15 protein-coding genes are annotated in these 18,083 nt (G+C 33.4%); 6 read left to right on the plus strand and 9 right to left on the minus strand.

Going from position 1 to position 18,083, the window contains the following annotated elements; translation table 11 throughout:
• Window positions 1–17 precede the first annotated feature (17 nt).
• The 3 genes from HYD3684_RS02625 to HYD3684_RS02635 are packed head-to-tail and all read right to left on the minus strand — an operon-like array spanning window position 18 to window position 3,018.
• Entirely contained in the window at window positions 18–1,694 is a 1,677-nt protein-coding gene (locus HYD3684_RS02625; protein WP_015471345.1) for a dynamin family protein, read from the minus strand.
• Between the two features lie 9 nt (window positions 1,695–1,703).
• Window positions 1,704–2,270, minus strand: a complete 567-nt coding sequence (locus HYD3684_RS02630; RefSeq protein ID WP_015471346.1) for a hypothetical protein — start codon at window positions 2,268–2,270, stop codon at window positions 1,704–1,706.
• Window positions 2,230–3,018: a thiamine pyrophosphate-dependent enzyme gene (locus tag HYD3684_RS02635; RefSeq protein WP_015419144.1), complete on the minus strand. Its 789-nt coding sequence runs from the start codon at window positions 3,016–3,018 to the stop codon at window positions 2,230–2,232. The genes HYD3684_RS02630 and HYD3684_RS02635 overlap by 41 nt, the downstream gene beginning before the upstream one ends.
• Window positions 3,019–3,062: 44 nt before the next feature.
• Here HYD3684_RS02635 and HYD3684_RS02640 point away from each other — a divergent pair, with 44 nt between their 5' ends.
• The 3 genes from HYD3684_RS02640 to HYD3684_RS02650 all read left to right on the plus strand — a co-directional run bounded on the left by HYD3684_RS02640 (window position 3,063) and on the right by HYD3684_RS02650 (window position 6,008).
• A complete protein-coding gene (locus HYD3684_RS02640) occupies window positions 3,063–4,181 on the plus strand; it encodes an aminotransferase class I/II-fold pyridoxal phosphate-dependent enzyme (protein WP_015419145.1) in 1,119 nt (372 codons plus the stop codon).
• Window positions 4,182–4,299: 118 nt separating this feature from the next.
• Entirely contained in the window at window positions 4,300–4,545 is a 246-nt protein-coding gene (locus tag HYD3684_RS02645) for a hypothetical protein (protein WP_237698625.1), read from the plus strand.
• Window positions 4,546–4,742: 197 nt separating this feature from the next.
• Window positions 4,743–6,008 carry a divalent metal cation transporter gene (locus HYD3684_RS02650; RefSeq protein WP_015419147.1) on the plus strand — a complete coding sequence of 422 codons (1,266 nt, stop codon included), beginning with the start codon at window positions 4,743–4,745 and terminating at the stop codon, window positions 6,006–6,008.
• 112 nt (window positions 6,009–6,120) lie between these two features.
• Here HYD3684_RS02650 and HYD3684_RS02655 read toward each other — a convergent pair whose 3' ends face one another.
• From HYD3684_RS02655 to HYD3684_RS02665, 3 genes are read right to left on the minus strand one after another with little or no spacing between them, the layout of a single operon-like run.
• Complete coding sequence (locus HYD3684_RS02655) at window positions 6,121–7,056, minus strand: ABC transporter permease (RefSeq protein WP_015419148.1); 936 nt, start codon at window positions 7,054–7,056, stop codon at window positions 6,121–6,123.
• Window positions 7,056–8,813 carry a bifunctional 3'-5' exonuclease/DNA polymerase gene (locus HYD3684_RS02660; RefSeq protein WP_015419149.1) on the minus strand — a complete coding sequence of 586 codons (1,758 nt, stop codon included), beginning with the start codon at window positions 8,811–8,813 and terminating at the stop codon, window positions 7,056–7,058. The genes HYD3684_RS02655 and HYD3684_RS02660 overlap by 1 nt, the downstream gene beginning before the upstream one ends.
• The gene (locus HYD3684_RS02665) at window positions 8,810–10,180 is read right to left on the minus strand and encodes an amino acid permease (RefSeq protein WP_015419150.1); all 1,371 of its coding nucleotides are present in this window, start codon (window positions 10,178–10,180) and stop codon (window positions 8,810–8,812) included. The genes HYD3684_RS02660 and HYD3684_RS02665 overlap by 4 nt, the downstream gene beginning before the upstream one ends.
• Window positions 10,181–10,246: 66 nt before the next feature.
• Here HYD3684_RS02665 and HYD3684_RS02670 point away from each other — a divergent pair, with 66 nt between their 5' ends.
• A complete protein-coding gene (locus HYD3684_RS02670) occupies window positions 10,247–11,680 on the plus strand; it encodes an aldehyde dehydrogenase family protein (RefSeq protein WP_015419151.1) in 1,434 nt (477 codons plus the stop codon).
• Here the strand turns inward: HYD3684_RS02670 and hemB are convergent.
• The gene (gene hemB, locus HYD3684_RS02675) at window positions 11,672–12,640 is read right to left on the minus strand and encodes a porphobilinogen synthase (RefSeq protein ID WP_015419152.1); all 969 of its coding nucleotides are present in this window, start codon (window positions 12,638–12,640) and stop codon (window positions 11,672–11,674) included. The genes HYD3684_RS02670 and hemB overlap by 9 nt on opposite strands.
• Window positions 12,641–12,710: 70 nt before the next feature.
• Here hemB and HYD3684_RS02680 point away from each other — a divergent pair, with 70 nt between their 5' ends.
• A complete protein-coding gene (locus HYD3684_RS02680; RefSeq protein WP_015419153.1) occupies window positions 12,711–13,442 on the plus strand; it encodes a hypothetical protein in 732 nt (243 codons plus the stop codon).
• A complete protein-coding gene (locus HYD3684_RS02685) occupies window positions 13,436–16,321 on the plus strand; it encodes a DUF2309 domain-containing protein (protein ID WP_015419154.1) in 2,886 nt (961 codons plus the stop codon). Before HYD3684_RS02680 ends, HYD3684_RS02685 begins: the two co-directional genes overlap by 7 nt.
• 1 nt (window position 16,322) lies before the next feature.
• Here HYD3684_RS02685 and folK read toward each other — a convergent pair whose 3' ends face one another.
• Together folK and HYD3684_RS02695 are read right to left on the minus strand one after the other, a co-directional pair.
• Complete coding sequence (gene folK, locus HYD3684_RS02690; protein ID WP_015419155.1) at window positions 16,323–16,808, minus strand: 2-amino-4-hydroxy-6-hydroxymethyldihydropteridine diphosphokinase; 486 nt, start codon at window positions 16,806–16,808, stop codon at window positions 16,323–16,325.
• Window positions 16,805–18,082, minus strand: coding sequence for an amidohydrolase (locus tag HYD3684_RS02695; RefSeq protein ID WP_015419156.1), 1,278 nt, complete (start codon window positions 18,080–18,082; stop codon window positions 16,805–16,807). The genes folK and HYD3684_RS02695 overlap by 4 nt, the downstream gene beginning before the upstream one ends.
• Window position 18,083 lies beyond the last annotated feature (1 nt).

Consider the following 18,083-nt stretch of genomic DNA (forward strand, 5'->3'; position numbering starts at 1 on the left):
CTAGCTCTTCTATACTGCTAATTAGATTTTTTTTTAATATCTTCTGTATAGTATGACGCAGATCTTGCGTCTTGATCTCTTTTGGCTAAGTATTCTTCTACTTGCTTGTTGATAGAGTCTACACTGGATTGGAATATATCAAATATAGCTCTCAATCTTTCTTTATTTTCTGAAAGTTGTAGTTTTATTATAGATAGCCCTGTAATGATAGATACTTTATCTTCATCAAGTTTATATATTAAATTCCTAAGTTTTTCAAACATAGCCCTATCTTTGGCAACAGCTCCAATATAGTTAAGGGCAAAAGGAATACCACTAAGCTCTTTTAATCTTTCAAGGGTAATATTCTCCTCGTTTTCCATTCTCATATATCTTCTTGACATTTCGTAAGCAAAATTGATCAAAGTTGATTCTTCAGAATTTCCAAACTGATATGTTAAATCATCTAGCTTATCTACAAGTGCTTTACCAGATAGATTTTTACATTCACTGCATACTCTCTCTACTATTAAAGCAGAAAAATATTGCAAAGCCGATACGCCAAACACTACAAAATCATGATATCCTAAAAGAGTTAATTTATATCTTATATAATCTAATATTCTAGTGCCACTTCTGTTTGTATCTTCTGATAAAAACTTCTGATCCATTTTATTTACAATAATAACAAAAGAATGAACTTTACCATACTTTTCAAATTCTGTTTTTAAGTGTTTTAAAAACTCTTCTTCATCGCTTTCCAGATGTTTGGTATAATCTATCAAAAATATCGCAACATCACTTTCCCTTATAACTCTTTCTGTAATTTCTCTATGTTTAGTAGCTCCTGCTAAGTTAGGCCCTGGAGTATCTAATGTTTCATAACTATAATCTTCATTCTCTACTCTGTAATATACTTCCATATCATCCAAGCCTTCGTTTTTGTCCCTAGCTTCTATATATATTTTTTCTAAATATTTGTATAAATCTTTTGGCTTCTCGAACCTCATTTCTTGACCACGATATTTGAATACAATTTCTTTATTCTTAGATGGAATAAATCTACATATGTTTGGTGTAGGTAGTTCTAAGCTAGTAGGAGAATACCAGTCTTTTAGGATGGAATTTACAAACACGCTTTTTCCAGATTTTTTACTTGCAAGTACTGAAACTTTTAGATTTCTGCTTTTTATGTCGATAACATTTTTATATATATTTTCAAGTTTTTTTATAAAAAGCTCTTTTACATCCTTGTAACCATAGTTATCTATATTTGTGTTCTTTATCATATCTAATAGCTGGATAGTTGCATTCTCAAACATTCCTATATTATGATATAAACTCTCATATACGTTTAACCATTTTAAATCTTCCTTGGTATAGATATTTATAAATATCTGAACATACGATAAATTTTGCAAAAGTTTAAATAGGTCTGTTTTATTTTCTGTTATAATTTTATATTTCTTTAAATCTTCGTCATTTATATACCATAGTAAATCCTCTATATTAGTAAATTCTAAATCGGAAGTTGGAGTAACAAGCTTAACAGGTTTATCAAACTCTATATAGTTTGTAAGTTTAATTCGCATTATATCTTTATTATCTTTACCAATACTTTCTATAAATTTGAAAAGCTCTAAACCTCCATTGTAAAGATAAATTACATCCAAATCCCCTATTTCATATGCATCAGTTATTTTTTTTACCTTCACAACTATCTCCTATGGTAAAGCTTCTAAAGTAGTATAAATGTTGTTTAAGGCTTTTACAACACAATGCTTATTTTCAATAGTTTTTATACAATCCCTTAAATTGCTTGATATCTCTGGCAAAGATATAGGATAGCCTCTGTTTGTATTTTTACTATTTACAACTATGTTGCACTTTGTTAAAAGGTTTTTATTGCTTTTAGTATAGAAATTCATTGTAACGATTTTATATCCATCATTTTCATCTTTAATCTTTCCTATTCTAAACAAAAGCTCATTGTTGTCTTTAGCACATATAAATCTATTTTCTTGGCATATTTTTTTTACTTTTTCGTAAGATGTTAGAGGGGTTATGTCAGCGTTATATTCATTAGCCTGATTTCTGTATATAGCATTTGCAACATCGTATAAATGTTCACAAGATTTGCCAGTTAATACGTTAAAAACCAAATTAACCTGATCTTTAAAATCAGAAGGATATGCCAAAGACACCAAGGGGCTTAACAGACTAAAAGCCAATATACAAAATTTTATAATCTCATATCCTATCTTCATAGGTCTTCTTGTTTGTATTCTCATATATAACACCTATAGGAATTTTTGCATCTGTTTTTATGTAATCCCATTCTTTGGCTATTTTGTAAGCTTTTTCAAAATCTGAAGGGTCGTGGTTTTCTATCTTATAGACTCTGCTGTTGTAAAAGTCATATGTATTGTAAAATATCACGCAAGGCTGGAGGGTTTCCACAATGGAAAAACCTTTATGGAGCACCGCTTTTTTTATAATATCCTTAAGATGGTCTATATAGCCAGAGTATCCTCTTGCAACAAAAGTGGCTCCAGCTTCCATTAAAAGCGATATGGGATTTATAGGATCTTCTGGTGGTCCTTTTGGTGTAGATTTGCCTTTGAAATCTAAAGCACTGGTGGGTGTAAACTGTCCAGTAGTAAGACTATAAGATCTATTATCATGTACTATGACTGTAATATCTATGTTTCTTTTGGCAGCAAAGATAAGATGCTCAAGACCTTCGCCGTATCCATCACCATCTCCAACAAAGCATATTACTTTTAAATCTTCATTGGCTAGTTTTATACCACTTGCAGTGGCAATAGCTCTTCCGTGTAAAGAATAGAAACCGTTTATATCAACATAATCAAATATTTTGCCATGACAGCCTATGCCTGTTACCATGACAAATTTTTCAAGAGGTATACTATCTGTAAGTTCGTTGATAGCTGCCCCCAAGGCACCCATGATGCCAAAGTTCCCACAATTCCTACACCAAGTTATTTCTGCCCCCGTATATAAGCTTTTAGTAATCATAATAATAAATTATATCACTTTTTAAAAGTTTGTATAATACATTTATGAACTTTGAAGAAGAGTTGGAACACATCAAAAGCCAAAAACTGTACAGGAAAAGAGAAGCTATAGAAAACAAGAGAATATTTTGTTCAAACGATTATCTTGGTATGTCTAAAAACAAAGAAGTAATAGATTATGTTGTAGAAAAACTAAGGGAAGTAAACACTATAGGCGCTACTGCCTCAAGCCTTGTAAATGGATATACAAAATACCATAAAGAGCTAGAGCTTCTACTTAGTCAGTTAAAATCCAAAGAAGATTGCGTAGTTTTTCCGTCTGGATACTCTACAAACATAGGACTTTTTCAAGCGCTTGGAAATGAAAAAGATGTTTTTTACAGCGATGAATTAAACCATGCATCAATAATAGATGGAATAAGACTATCAAAAGCTTCAAAATATATTTACCAACATAACAACATAAATCATCTTTTTGAGCTTTTAAAATCTACAAGACAAAAACACAGAAGAGCTTATATAGTATCTGATTCTGTATTTAGCATGGAAGGAGATTTAGCAAGGCTAAAAGAGTTAATAGATATTTCAAAAGAGTTTGAAGCTTATATTGTTATTGACGAAGCGCATGCCACCGGCACTATAGGAAAAGGTATATACAATTATTTTGGGCTTTTACCAGAAGAAAATGTCATCATAATGGGTACTTTATCAAAAGCGATAGGCTCTCAAGGTGGATTTGTTTGTGCAAAAAGATCAATTGTAGAATATATCGTTAATAAAGCGAGGTCTTACATATTTTCTACAGCTTTGGGACTTCCAATGGTTTTTGCCTCTATAAAAGCCTTAGAACTTATTGAAAAAAATTTAAACAAATACAAAGAAGAGCTACAACAAAGGACAAAATTTATATTAGATATGATAAAAGAATTCAATTTTCATACAAAAGAAGACTTTATCACACCTATAATACCAATAAAAATAGGTGAAGAAGATGAAGCTCTAAAACTAAGGAACAAATTGTTAGAAAATGACGTATTTATACAAGCTATAAGATACCCAACAGTACCAAGAAAAAAAGCCATTCTAAGGTTAACTGCGTCGCTATCTTATTCCAGCGAGGACTTAGAGATTCTTTATGAAGCTTTTAAAAGCTTGAAAAATTAAAGTATCTTCATATATTTTTCATCAAAAATTAATAAAATATTAACATTAAAAGAGTATATTTAAGATATACTTAAAAGGAGGTAAAAGCATGAAGTTAAGAAGCTTGTGGCGAGCTAAGATGTTAAACCGAGTTAGGCTTATAAGATGTAAAAGTCAAAAATCTCTAGAGAGAATGGAAGAAAAGCTAATCAAAATGAACAAAAGAGTGGCAATCGTAGATAGAAATGGATTGCTTAATATTGTTAAAAATGAAGGTGCTCAAGATTGGTACAGTTTTTCAAATCAATCTCAAAATATGCCGAAATTCATCAGTCTTGATATCTCAAGGATAAATGTCTTGCTCGTTTTAGACGAAGAGTCGTAAAAAATCTTGCCCTATCTTCAGACATTATCTATCTTTAGACATTATCTATCTTTTGGCATTATCTCTTAAACTCTTTTCTTAAAATCCAAAAACAAATCTTATAAAATTAAACAAGTTAAAATAAAAAGGTTTTATCTCTACATAAAATAAATTAACATTTTAATGAAAATTTAATAAAGACAAAGTATAATATTAGCATGGTAGAACAATCAAAATTCACACAAATTGCAAAAAGGGTTATAGCACCGTTTTTAGTGCTTGGACCAGGTTTCTTAGTGATGATGGCAGATAACGATGCCGGTGGCATCACCACCTATGCCGTTACAGGGGCTCAGACAAAGTATACGCTTGTGGGTGCTGTAGTTATCATGTCATTCCTTGCTTTTGTGGTTCAAGAGATGACTGTAAGGCTTGGAGCTGTTACAAAAGAAGGACATGCTGAGCTTATATACAAAAAATTTGGTAAGTTTTGGGGGTTTTTCTCATTGGCAGACCTTTTTATAGCAAACACATTTACCCTTGTTACTGAGTTTATAGGTATAGGTGCCGCTGTCAAAATGGTGTTTGGATTTCCTTACGAAGTGACTATTCCAATAGCTGTTGGGGCTATGATACTGCTTGTTTTAAGCGGTGGATACATGTTTGTAGAAAAATCTCTAATAGCTTTTGCCCTTTTACAGCTAGTTTTCATACCAGCGGCTATAAAAGCCCACCCAGATATAAATGAGGTGTTGAAATCTTTTACGTTTCAAGGTATAGATATATTTTCACCTACGTTTCTAACACTTTTTATAGCAAACATAGGTACCACTATAGCCCCCTGGATGCTTTTCTTCCAACAAAGCGCTGTGGTGGATAGAAAAATGGGCGTAGAGGATATAAAAATGGGAAGAATAGATACGTTTATAGGTAGTCTTGGTACTGCTATAGTAGCTGCTTCAATCATAATAACCACAGGTGCTACTTTATACGGACATCCACCTTACAACAATATACAAGATGCTTCAGAGGCCGCAAGAGCTCTTGTACCATTTTTAGGTAAGTACGCTGGGACTATATTTGCAATAGGGCTTTTTTCCGCTGGTGCTGTGGCTGCTGTAGCACTGGCTCTTTCCACTTCTTGGGCTTTTGGAGAAGTGTTTGGTTGGGAACACAGTTTAAACTTACCTTTTCAAAGGGCAAAATGGTTTTATACAATTTATATACTTAGCGTAAGTGTAGCTGGTAGCATAGTTCTTATACCAAACGCCCCTTTGGTAATTATAAATCTTTTGGTACAGGTTATGAATACATTTTTATTACCACCAGCTTTGTTGTTTTTGCTTTTGCTTTTAAACGATAAAGAACTAATGGGAAACTATACAAACAACCTATGGTCAAACGTTTTTGTAGCTTTGATAATAGTGTTTGTTATGGTGCTCTCTGTAGTGTATGCTTTTCAGACTCTATTTCAAGGAGGTTAAGGATTATGAGCAAGTATAATTTTTGGGTGAAGTTTTCTTTGATATTTCTAAGAATCTATGTGCTTTTTATGCTGGGGCTTTTATTTTACAAATTTTACCAGGTACTAAGCCATTAGAAAATAGTATCTCTTTTGATCCTTGGATCATTGATAAATAATAATACATCGGCTATAATGTTACCAAGTATAAGCATTATACTTCCAACGTAAAGGCTACCCATTACTAAAAATAGATCCTTTGATAATACAGCGTTTAGTATAAGAAGTCCCATGCCGGGCCAGTTGGTAACTATTTCCACCAAGGCAGCTCCAGATATCAAAGATGATAACTCGTATCCAAGAAGTACTATAAAAGGTGGCATTGCATTCCTCAAAACATGCCATACAACAACACTCTTATTAACTTTTGAAGCTTTTAAGAAAATATATATAGGACTATTTAATATCTCAATCACATTTGCTCTTACAAGCCTTGATAGTCCACCAAAAGAAGAGAGAACAAGAGCGCTTACTGGTAGCACAAGATGCTTTATGTTGACACCGCTTAACATATCGGATATATTGATCAAATGCGTTTGATAAAAAAACATCATAATTAAAAACCCCATCACAAAAGATGGAATAGACATTGATATATAAGCTAGACCTTGTAAAAATTTATCTAATTTTGTATCTTTTTTAAAAGCCGATAAAACACCGATAAAAAAGGCTAAACTCCAAGATAAAAAAGCCGATGGTACAGATACCATCAGGGTATTTGGTATGCGTTCTAAAATAAGTTTTTTTACACTTTCGTTGTACTCTATAGAATAACCTAAATTGAACCTCAAAGCATTAGAAAGCCAATCTATGTATCTTATTAAAAGCGGTTTATCAAGACCGTAAAAAGCCTCAAGCTGTTTTATAGTCTCTTTGGATACACTTGGGTTTAGTTTAAGCTGATCAAAAAATCCCCCTGGTGCAAAGTTGATGGCTAAAAATGATAGAAAACTTATAGTCAAAACTACAAAAATACCCTGCAAAATTCTTATACTTAAGAATCTAAGCATTACTTTACCCAGCGATCGTTAATAACTATCTCCGCTTCTACTTTTACATTGTTAAGAAGTATAGAACCAGCTTTTATCATAGATTTCTCCAAAAGCTTAGATACTTCCTCTTTATAATTTTCTTTTGCTTCCACCACTATCTCATCGTGTACTAAGTTTACAACGTTTGCTACTTCGTGAAATATACTTGGAAAAGCTCTTTTAAGCTCTTGGGAGAAAATTAAGACTGAGAGCTTCAACAATTCTGCTCCAGTACCTTGTATTGGATAGTTAGCAGCATCGGTAAAAGTATAGGCTATCATAGGTTTTCCGCCAAGAGTTTTTACCCTGATTTCACCTTTTGCCTTCAACTCTTTTTTTATTCTTTCATGCCAAGCTTTTATCCCTTGGAATGTAGAAAAAAACACTTCCCTAAATCTCTTGGCTTCTTCTATAGACATATCAACCCCGTAAGAGTTTCTTGCATACAAAGAAAGAGATTTTTCTGATATGCCGTATATAAGACCAAAATTTGCCGCTTTTGCCCTTTGTCTTTCTTCTTTTGTAATATCTTCCAAAGATTTACCAGTAATTAAGGAGGCTGTGAATTTGTGAAGATCCTCTCCTTTGTTTATTATATCTATCATTATCTCGTCTTTAACATACTCTGCCGCTATTCTTAGTTCTATTTGTGAGAAATCAGCTATTACAAACACGTATCCATCTTTAGCTTTTAAAATACTTCTTAAATCTCTTGGTATGTTTTGAACGTTTGGTCTTGAAGAGGACATTCTTCCGGTAACGGCTCCTATTTGCCAAAACTCTGGATGTACGCGGTTGTTTTCGTTGTACTCTAAAATCTCCGATAGCTTTTCTTGCAACTTATGAAGCTTTCTAAACTCCAATACGCTACTTATCACATCTTTTGCTTTTTCGTTTTCGCTGTCAAGATACTCCGCCAACACACTATCATCTGTGATTATATTGTCTTTATCAGTGCGAGGGAGCAAAATATTTAAATGATTTTCTAAAAATTCACCTACTTTTTTAGGGCTACTTATATCTATACGGTACTTTATATAAAAGTTCATAGCAAGCTCTTGGGTTTTCCTTTGTAATTGTTTTTTCATGGCTTCTATTTCTTTTGTATCTATTCCTATCCCGGTGTGTTCAATTTTAGCAAGCTCCTGCACAAAGCCCATTTCTATTATAGCGTGCGCACTTTCCAATCCAAAAACCTTCGCCACTCTTGATTTTTGTAATATCTCAACGATAGTAGGTTCTTTGTTTAATTCATTTTTTAGCTTTTCGTATAAAAGCCTCAAAACCTCTACATCTTTTGCAGCATAAAAAATTTGACTTTCTGTAAGCTCTTTCGAAGACCAATTTGAAAACTGCTCTTTTTTGTCTATACTTTCACCTGTAAAATAATTGTAAACACTGGCCAGAGAAAATCTATTTAAACCTATCAACTGTGCTCCTATCATAGTATCAAACGTAGTATAAGGATGTATATCGTATTTCATAAGATACTTTAAATCATATTTTAAGTTGTGTCCTACCACACCCTTTTTAGCTATTATATCTTTTATAAGTTCTGGAGCTCTTTTTACAAAAAAGAAATCTACCACATAAATAGGGCCATTCTCTAATCCTACTTGAAAAAGTCTTATATCTTTTGGCGTGGTTTCTGTGTCTATAAACCAAACATCACCAGAGGAAAGATAGTCTAAAGCTTTTATTAAAACAGGCTCTTTATCTACATAAACAAAATTCATCTGCTTAATTGGCTATGTTTGTATCCATAAAATATATATATTAAAAGCCCAACAAGACACCATACTAAAAATCTTATCCATGTTAACAAAGGTAATCCTGCCATAATAAGAAGAAGTGTAAACAAGTTTAATGGTAAAAGTATCTTAGCCATTGGCATTCTAAACTTTGGATTATAGTCCTTAGATTTTCTTAATAAAACAACGCTGATACCTACCATAAAATAAGCAAACAATGTACCTATATTAACCATTTCTGCTAAATCCTTTAAAGGAAATAATCCAGCCGCTAAAGAAAGCACAAGTGCTCCTACTATAGTAGCTTTATGCGGAGTGCCAAATTTCGGATGAATGTCAGACAAAGACTCAAACAAAAGCCCGTCTCTTGAAAGAGCATAAATTACCCGTGTAAACCCAAGCCCCATAACCATAATAACACTTGTAATGGTAATAACAGCACCTATTGATATGATGCTTGCTATAAAATGCATGTTTAACTTTTCCATAGCAAAAGCAATAGCATCTGGTACATTTAACTCTTTGTAGTTTACAACTCCTGTCAACGTAAAGCTAACTACAATGTAAAAAAACGTACTTAGCGATAAAGAACCTATCAGACCAATTGGTAAATCCCTTTGAGGATTTTTGACTTCTTCAGCTACAGTAGAAACAGCGTCAAAACCAAGATAAGCAAATATTATAAGACCAGTGGCATGCCAAACACCAGATATACCATAAGGTAGAAAATCTTTATAGTTTTTAAAATCTATATGAGGCAGTGCAAACACCACAAATATAATAAGTACCAAAATTTTTAATACCACCACAAAAGAGCTTACAAAAGCACTTTCTTTTATTCCTAAAAGCAAAATAACAAACATAAAAAGTATTATCAAAAAAGCACTTATATCTATATAAGTACCAGCGCTTGGATTGTAAGCCCCCGTTAATGCATGAGGCAGTGTTATACCAAAGCTATTTTTTAAGAAAGATCTAAAGTAAGAAGACCACCCAACAGCCACAGCGGCAGTGGATATGCCATATTCTAAAACAAGATTCCATCCTACAAGCCACGCTATTATCTCACCTAAAAAAGAGTAGGTATAACTGTAAGCACTGCCTGAAACTGGTATAGCAGAACCAAGCTCAGCATAGGCAAAAGCGCTAATACCAAGTGAAATAGCCCCAAGTATAAAAGATAGCACAATACCAGGACCTGCCATTGTAGCGGCAGCAATACCAGTAATAACAAATATACCAGCGCCTATTATAGCGCCTACACCCATTAAAACCAGCTCTGTGGCTTTAACTTCTCTTAGAAGTTTTTGCTCTTCAACATAATGCTTTTTTCTAAAAATATCTAAACTCATATATAAAATATACCATAAGTCTTTTAGCATTGACAAAAACCAATAGAAAATTTATAATGTAAACCTATGATAGTAAAAAAACCCATTTTAGGCGGGGAATTTATACAAACAGATGTAGTTTTGGACGTAATATATCCATACGATAATACAAAAGTAGGAGAATCTTACGTTGTTAACGATTCTTATGTAGAAAAAGCTATAGAAAAAGCAAAAGTTGGACTTAAAAAACTATCAAGTTTAAGCGCTTTTGAAAAATATGAAATACTTTACAAAACTTCTGAGCTTTTAAGAAAAAACAAAGAAGAAATAGCAAGGGCCATCGTATACGAAGTAGGAAAAACCATAAAAGAGGCAAGGATAGAAGTAGATAGAGCTATAGAAACCTTCAGATTTTCAGCGGAGGAGGCAAAAAGAATATATGGTAAGACGTATCCAGTGGATGCACATCCAAATGGCAAATCAAAATTTGGATTTTACATAAGAGTACCTGCTGGTATAGTGGTGGCTATATCACCTTTTAACTTCCCTTTAAATTTAACAGCCCATAAAGTAGGTCCAGCTACAGCTGCTGGATGCCCTGTCATAGTAAAACCTTCCGAAAAAACACCTTTGAGCCCAATTATAATGGGTGAGCTTCTTCTTGAAGCAGGATTACCAAAAGAAGCCATATCTGTTTTACCAGGCTATGGAGATTTAGGAAAAGCTCTCACCACACATAAAGATGTAAGGGTGGTATCTTTTACAGGAAGCAAAATGGTGGGAGAGCTTATAGCAAAACAAGCAGGTATTAAAAAACTTGTTTTAGAGCTTGGTTCTAACTCAGCTCTGGTGGTCCATAAAGATGGAGATCTAGAAAAAGCAGCTATAAAAGCAGTTCAGGGCGGTTTTTCAATGGCTGGGCAAGTGTGCATATCCATTCAAAGAATCTTTGTACACGAAGATGTTTTAGAACCATTTTTAAGGCTTTTAGAAGAAAAAATATCAAATATAAAGATAGGAGATCCCATGGATGAGGAAGTAGATATGGGACCTATGATAGATAAAAATCAAGTGGAAAAGGTAAAACAGTGGATAAAAGAAGCCGTGGGAAAAGGTGCAAAAGTAGTGCAAAAAGCAAAAAACATAGAAAATATAAAAGGTACAAACTATCTTTTACCAACGCTTCTTTTAGATGTGGATAAAGATAGTACAATATTTAAAGAAGAAGCTTTCGCACCAGTGGTAAATATAAACAGATACAAAGATATAGACGAGGTGATAAGCATAATAAACGAAGGGGATTACGGCTTACAAATAGGGGTTTATACAAAGGATATAAATGTAGCTATGGAGTTTGTGAGAAAGTGTGAAGTAGGAGGCGTAAACATAAACGAAGGTCCAAACTTTAGGGTAGATCACATGCCATACGGGGGTTTTAAATTTTCTGGCATAGGAAGAGAAGGACCTTCATTTGCTGTAGAAGATTATACTGAGATAAAAAATGTTTTAATATCAATCTAAAAACTTTTGAAGAGCAAACTCTTTGGCAAAGTATGTTATGATAATATCAGCTCCGGCTCTTTTTATTGATAAAAGCGTTTCATTCATCACATCTACGCCGTTTATGTAACCAAGTTTATGAGCTGCTTTTATCATAGAGTATTCACCGCTTACGTTGTAAGCAGCTATTGGTATATTGTAGCGCTCTTTTGCAATATGTATTATATCAAGATAAGCTAAGGCTGGTTTTACCATTATAATATCTGCCCCTTGCTCAAAGTCTAAGTCCATTTCTATGATAGCTTCTCTTTTGTTGGCAGGGTCCATCTGATAAGTTCTTCTATCACCAAAAGACGGTGCAGAATCTGCGGCATCCCTGAAAGGTCCATAAAACTTAGATGCGTATTTAGCGGAGTAAGCCATAATAGGTATTTTATAAAAACCTGCACTATCAAGAGCCTCTCTTATAGCAGATATCATATTATCCATCATACCAGAAGGTGCTACCATATCTGCTCCATGTTTTGCATGAGAAACCACTTGTTTTTTCAGATTTTCTAACGTCAAATCGTTATCTACGTCGTTGTTTAATATAACACCACAATGTCCATGGGAAGTATATTCGCAAAAGCATACATCGGTTATTAGGTATGCTTCTGGGTACTTTTGTTTTATAGCTTCTAAAGACCGTTGTATGATACCGCTATCACACCACGTATCTCTACCTTCTTCATCTTTTTTCTCTGGTATACCAAAAAGTATAAAAGCTTTTATACCAATATCAAGGCATTCTTTTATCTCTTCCAACACTTTGTCTATAGAAAACCTATAAACTCCCGGCATAGAAGAAATAGGCTCTTTTATATTCTCTCCGTATGTTATAAAAAGAGGATACACCAAATCTGATAAATCTATGCTTGTCTCTCTTACAAGCGTTCTTATGGTCTCATTTGCCCTTAATCTTCTTGGTCTTCTATTCATACATTTATTATAATATTATACCAGGCACTTGAAAATGTCTATTTGTCATATATATTTTTAGGAGGTGTCTATGGTTTACTTGGCTATTGTTTTGATGGGCGCATTGCCTTATTATATACTTTTTAAAAGCCCAAAACCAAGAAATGCACTTATTATATTTTCTATATCAGCTATTGGATTTTTAATATACACACTATTCCCTTACTTACCAAAAAGCTCTTACAATATAATACTTGAAGCAGCGGCTTTTGCTACATCTTTACTGACATTTTATCTGTCTTATAAAACCACAAATCTTACAAGGTTAAGTTATTATTTTTTATTTCTAAACGCAGTCTCGGTGTTTGTGCTACCAAGTCATATTTTTAACGTGTATTACTTATCCGTTTTAGGAAGTGCGTTCTTACTCTATACGATATCCATAAAGTACATAGAGATATTTGAAAGTGCAAATTTTTACAATGTAAAGGGCCTTGCCTTAAAATCTCCAAAGTTGGCTCTTATGTTAAGATTAACGCTTATGGCTTTGGGACTTTATCCACCTTTTTCAAACTTCTTTTCGTTGTTTTTGGGTATTTTAAAAGAAAGTGCTAACACTGTAAATTATATAATATTTAGCTGGATATTCTTTGCAAACTTTTTTATGGCTTTTAGGATAATGAAAAATACCATCTTTGGAGCACCTAATGAAAACATCGTCTACAAAGATATATCTGGTAAGACTGCTATAGCTATGACATTTTTGCTTTTGGTGCTCGCTTTAGTTGGGTTTTCTAATCTTTTGGAGGCTTTAACATGGTAAAAGCTTATCTTGATAATATTAGAAAATATATACCACACTATTGGCCCATGACTACGTTTGTACATCATAATCCTTTACACGGATTTGAAGATATGCCTTTTAAAGAAGCCTTAAAACAAGCTTCAAAACTTTATAAGGCAAAAGTTTATATGGATCCAGATTACTATGTAGAGCTCTACAAAGAAGGTATTATAAAAAGAGATATTTTAGAAAAAAATCTTTTTGAGTTTTTAAAAAGCATTGGGCTTCAGATGTATTTTGCTGAGTCCAAAAAGTTTATAACAGAAATAAGTCAAGACTGGAAATATTACAAAGTAAAATCTTCCACAACCCCAGATATAAACCTCATAGATTACTTCAATCAAAAGATAGTTAAAGACGAAGACACGCTATTTCAAGAGCTTATAGAAGATATGATGCTATCTGAAATATTAGATGCAATATTTGAAGATAACATAACAGATATCATAGAAAAAGAGATAGTGGAGTTTGTAGCAAGGTTTTTAGATGAAGGTCAGACTACAATGTCTATGCCAGAAAGACAAAAAGGCATGTTTGGAGCTTTTAAACTATATGAAGGTTTAAATACTAGCTTAAACGAAGAAGAGTATGCAGATACCATACTACATGAGTTCTCTCCAAAAAACGTTGAAAGATATATACTAAATCATCTTTTAAAAGATTTTGGATGGGCAGCTTTTATAAAATATAGAGAAGACAACGAGGATTATTATTTCCAGCAGATACACCCAGCATCTTTGCTTGAATATTTAGCCGTAAGGCTTCATTACGAGAAAAAATATCTAAACCGTTATCCTATATCAAATTTTGTAGAACTTCAAAAGGCTTTCGAGCAAAATAAAACGCTTTTTGTTTTGAAGCTTTTAAAAGCCAAAAACATACTTCCATCAAAATATATAGATAGATTAGAAGAAAAAGATAGCCCAAAAGCTATTTTAAGCGACTATCTCTCAGAGGAGGTGTTTTTAGAGGCTTACCGCATTCAAAACATAGCAAACGAACTTTTACTACACCTTGATAAACAAAAAGATATAACGGATTTTGCGTTTTTAATAGAAAAGTTAAAAGAAGAGGAAGGATACATATGGCTTAAATCTTTAGAAGATTCATATATAAAAGAGTACACTATAGATTTCTTGCAATCTAACGAAAAAATTCAAAGGGATATATTGGCAAGCGCCGTTTTTTGTATAGATGTAAGATCTGAGGCCATAAGAAGACATATTGAGAGGCTTGGAAACTACAACACCTACGGAGTAGCAGGCTTTTTTGGTACTCCAATAGCCTTTATAGAATTTGACAAAGGCCATGAGCAATATTTATGTCCAGCTTTGATAAAACCTCAAAAAATAATATTTGAGCTTCCAGAAGACGAGCACCATGATTATAAGACAAAGCACAACATAAACTACACATTTAAAAAGACCTTAGAATCTCTTAAAAATAACCCCTACACACCGTTTTTTATGGTAGAAGCTATGGGATGGCTTTTTGGTGTAAACTTGTTTGGCAAAACCCTTTTTCCAGATTTTACACTAAAGATTTTATCTTTTATAAAAGCCAAAAAACCAAAAACACGTTTTACAATAGACAAACTAAGTGAAGAAGAAATAGAATTTTATGCAAAAAAGTTTTTTATACAAAAGATTCAAGAAGCTTATCATCAAGAGTTCAAAAAACACATAAACGATAAAAAAGCCAAAGATTTATTTGAAGCAATTATAAATGAAAACCACAAAGGTATAGATGAACGTATTTTAGAGATTTTAAAAACAAAATACAACATAAACAAAGAAAGCTTTGAACTGGAAAAGATTAGACTTTCAAACGTAGGCTATACAGAAGAAGAACAGATAAATCTTGTGGAAAACTTTTTAAAACTTATAGGACTTACAGAAAACATACCAAAGTTTGTACTTTTGATAGCTCATGGAAGCACTTCCGATAACAATCCTTTTGAATCTGCCCTTGATTGTGGTGCTTGTGGTGGTAACAACGGACTTCCAAACGTTAGAATACTGGCAAATATAGCAAACAAAAGCCAAATAAGAAAAGGTTTAGAGAAAGTTGGTATCAAAATACCAGAAGATACAATATTTATACCAGGCATACACAACACTACCACCGACGAGATAACTTTTTACGATACAGAAGTTATACCTCAAAAAGATAGGGCGTTATTTGATAAAATAGTAAAAGATTTTAAAATAGCTTCTCAAAAAACAAGGGAAGAAAGGGCAAAAACGCTTCCCTATGCAGGTTCTGGTGATAGAATACCTGTTAGGGCTATAGACTGGTCTGAAACAAGGCCAGAGTGGGGACTTTCAAAAAATATGGGGGTTTATGTAGGAAAGCGTTCTAGCACCCAAAATATAGCTCTAAAAAATAGATTCTTTATGCAATCTTACACCTGGGAGATAGACAAAGACGACAAAATCCTCAAAAACATCCTTTCAGGGCCATTTATAATAGGTGAATGGATAAATATGGAACATTATTTTTCTACTACAGACAACGAAAGGCTTGGAGCTGGGTCTAAAGTATACCACAACGTAGTAGCAAAAGTAGGCGTTTGGACAGGAAACTACGGTGATCTAAGGACAGGCCTTCCTTATCAAACTGTCTATCATGACGGGATACCTTACCATGAACCCATAAGGCTTTTAACCTTTATAGAAGCACCTGCCGAAAAAGTCTTAGAAGCTGCCCAAGAGGTAAAAGAGGCTTTAAAACTAGTGGTTAACGAATGGGTAAGGCTTATAATAATAGACAAACTAAAAGGCGTAGCTTATACCTTTAAAGATGGAAACTTAGAAGTGCTTGTGGATTCTAGGGGCATAAATCAGTTTGTAATATAGTTTATATATAAAGTCCAGAGAAAAACTCCAACCTGTTTATAGGTTTTGTGTTTATATCTTTTAGCTTTGCCCTTTTTAATGGATGATACACCTCAGGGTCTATTTCCAACAGAGGATAATAAAAAAAATCTCTTTCTAAAAGATATGGATGCGGAACTTCTAAAGGTTTCGTGAGTATGATGTTCTTATTGAAAAGTAATATATCTATATCTATTTCTCTTGGATACCATCTTGGTCTTTCTTGTCTTCCTAAATCTTTTTCTATTTGTTTTATAGTTTTTAAAAGCTCAAAATCACCTAAATTAGTTTGGATTTTTGCTACAAAGTTTAAAAATTTTGGCTGATTTTCCATACCAAAGGGCAAACTTTCATACACAAAAGATATTTTTTCTACATAAGATATCTCTTTTAACCTGTCTAAGGCTTTTATTAGATAAGAAATTCTATCACCCAAGTTGCTTCCTATACCAAGGTATACGACATTCATACCAAAGCGCTTTGGATTTTTTCTTTCCAGCGATTTACGTTGAATTTGAGTTTTTCTATGTCTATAGTCCTAAACTCCCCTTTATGATACAACACTTTGCCCCTTGCTATAGTAGTTTCTACCGAACTTTCGTTTAAAGAGTAAAGAAGTAGTGCTTTCTCATTGTAAATAGGGATATTTGATATATCTTCGCTTGGGTTTATTATAAGTATATCAGCGTCATAACCTTCTTTTATAATACCAGCTTTTATATTAAAAGCCTCAAAACCATTTTTGGTAGCTATATCTATGGCGGTGTTTACAGGCATAGCGGTTGAATCCTCGAAATAACCTTTTTGAAGTTTAGCCATAATAGACATCTCCTCCAACATAGAAAGGTTATCGTTAGAAGCTTCCCCGTCTGTACCAAGAGCTACTTTGACACCTTTTTTAACATACTCCCAAATAGGCGCTATGCCAGATCCAAGCTTTAGATTGCTATCTGGACAATGAACTACTGTTATCTTCCTTTGAGAAGCTATAGATACTTCGTCTTCATTGAGGTGCACAGCATGGGCTCCTATAAACTTATCAGACAATATACCTATTTCATCTAAATATTCTAACGGATGTTTTGAATATTTTTCCAATATTCCTTCTACTTCTTTTCTGGTTTCAGATATGTGCATATGTATATAAGCGTCAAACTCTTTTGCTAGCTCAAGGGATTTTTGAAGGGTATCTTTAGAACAGGTATAAACACTGTGAGGGCACAAAACCGGTATAACAGACTTATGAGATCTAAAGGTTTCTAAAAAATATTTTGCTCTTTCGAGGTATTCTTTTGGAGTAGAGGCAACTTTTGTTGGAAAATCAAGTATCCCAAAACCAATACCAGCCCTTATACCAACTTCTTCTACCACACTGGCCACTTCTTCTTCAAAAAAATACATATCAAGAAAAAATGTGGTGCCCCCTCTTATCATCTTTGCAGCAGCCAACAGTGTACCATCTTTTACAAACTCTTTTGATACAAATTTTGATTCTAAAGGCCATATAACTTTTTGAAGCCAATCCATGAGCGTGAGATCTTGACCGATACCTTTTAAAAGGCTCATGGCTGCATGGGTGTGCATGTTACAAAAAGCGCTCATAACGATCTTATCTTTTGCGTTTATAGTTTCTTTTGCTGGTTCTTCTATGTTTTGTTTTATGCTTTTAATAATACCATCTTTTATACCAATATCTAAAACAGCGCCATCTAAGTGAGCGTTTTTTATAAGTATGTCAAACATA

Origin of the sequence: Hydrogenobaculum sp. 3684, from assembly GCF_000213785.1 — a bacterium.
Lineage (GTDB): Bacteria > Aquificota > Aquificia > Aquificales > Aquificaceae > Hydrogenobaculum.

Excerpts from the sequence above, each read along its gene's own strand:
- HYD3684_RS02655 (WP_015419148.1), bottom strand. The coding sequence starts at position 7,056 with ATGCTTAGATTCTTAAGTATAAGAATTTTGCAGGGTATTTTTGTAGTT.
- HYD3684_RS02640 (WP_015419145.1), top strand. The coding sequence starts at position 3,063 with ATGAACTTTGAAGAAGAGTTGGAACACATCAAAAGCCAAAAACTGTAC.
- HYD3684_RS02650 (WP_015419147.1), top strand. The coding sequence starts at position 4,743 with ATGGTAGAACAATCAAAATTCACACAAATTGCAAAAAGGGTTATAGCA.
- HYD3684_RS02670 (WP_015419151.1), top strand. The coding sequence starts at position 10,247 with ATGATAGTAAAAAAACCCATTTTAGGCGGGGAATTTATACAAACAGAT.
- HYD3684_RS02635 (WP_015419144.1), bottom strand. The coding sequence starts at position 3,018 with ATGATTACTAAAAGCTTATATACGGGGGCAGAAATAACTTGGTGTAGG.
- HYD3684_RS02660 (WP_015419149.1), bottom strand. The coding sequence starts at position 8,813 with ATGAATTTTGTTTATGTAGATAAAGAGCCTGTTTTAATAAAAGCTTTA.
- HYD3684_RS02680 (WP_015419153.1), top strand. The coding sequence starts at position 12,711 with ATGGTTTACTTGGCTATTGTTTTGATGGGCGCATTGCCTTATTATATA.
- HYD3684_RS02695 (WP_015419156.1), bottom strand. The coding sequence starts at position 18,082 with ATGTTTGACATACTTATAAAAAACGCTCACTTAGATGGCGCTGTTTTA.
- HYD3684_RS02645 (WP_237698625.1), top strand. The coding sequence starts at position 4,300 with ATGTTAAACCGAGTTAGGCTTATAAGATGTAAAAGTCAAAAATCTCTA.
- HYD3684_RS02685 (WP_015419154.1), top strand. The coding sequence starts at position 13,436 with ATGGTAAAAGCTTATCTTGATAATATTAGAAAATATATACCACACTAT.
- HYD3684_RS02665 (WP_015419150.1), bottom strand. The coding sequence starts at position 10,180 with ATGAGTTTAGATATTTTTAGAAAAAAGCATTATGTTGAAGAGCAAAAA.
- hemB (WP_015419152.1), bottom strand. The coding sequence starts at position 12,640 with ATGAATAGAAGACCAAGAAGATTAAGGGCAAATGAGACCATAAGAACG.
- HYD3684_RS02630 (WP_015471346.1), bottom strand. The coding sequence starts at position 2,270 with ATGAGAATACAAACAAGAAGACCTATGAAGATAGGATATGAGATTATA.
- folK (WP_015419155.1), bottom strand. The coding sequence starts at position 16,808 with ATGAATGTCGTATACCTTGGTATAGGAAGCAACTTGGGTGATAGAATT.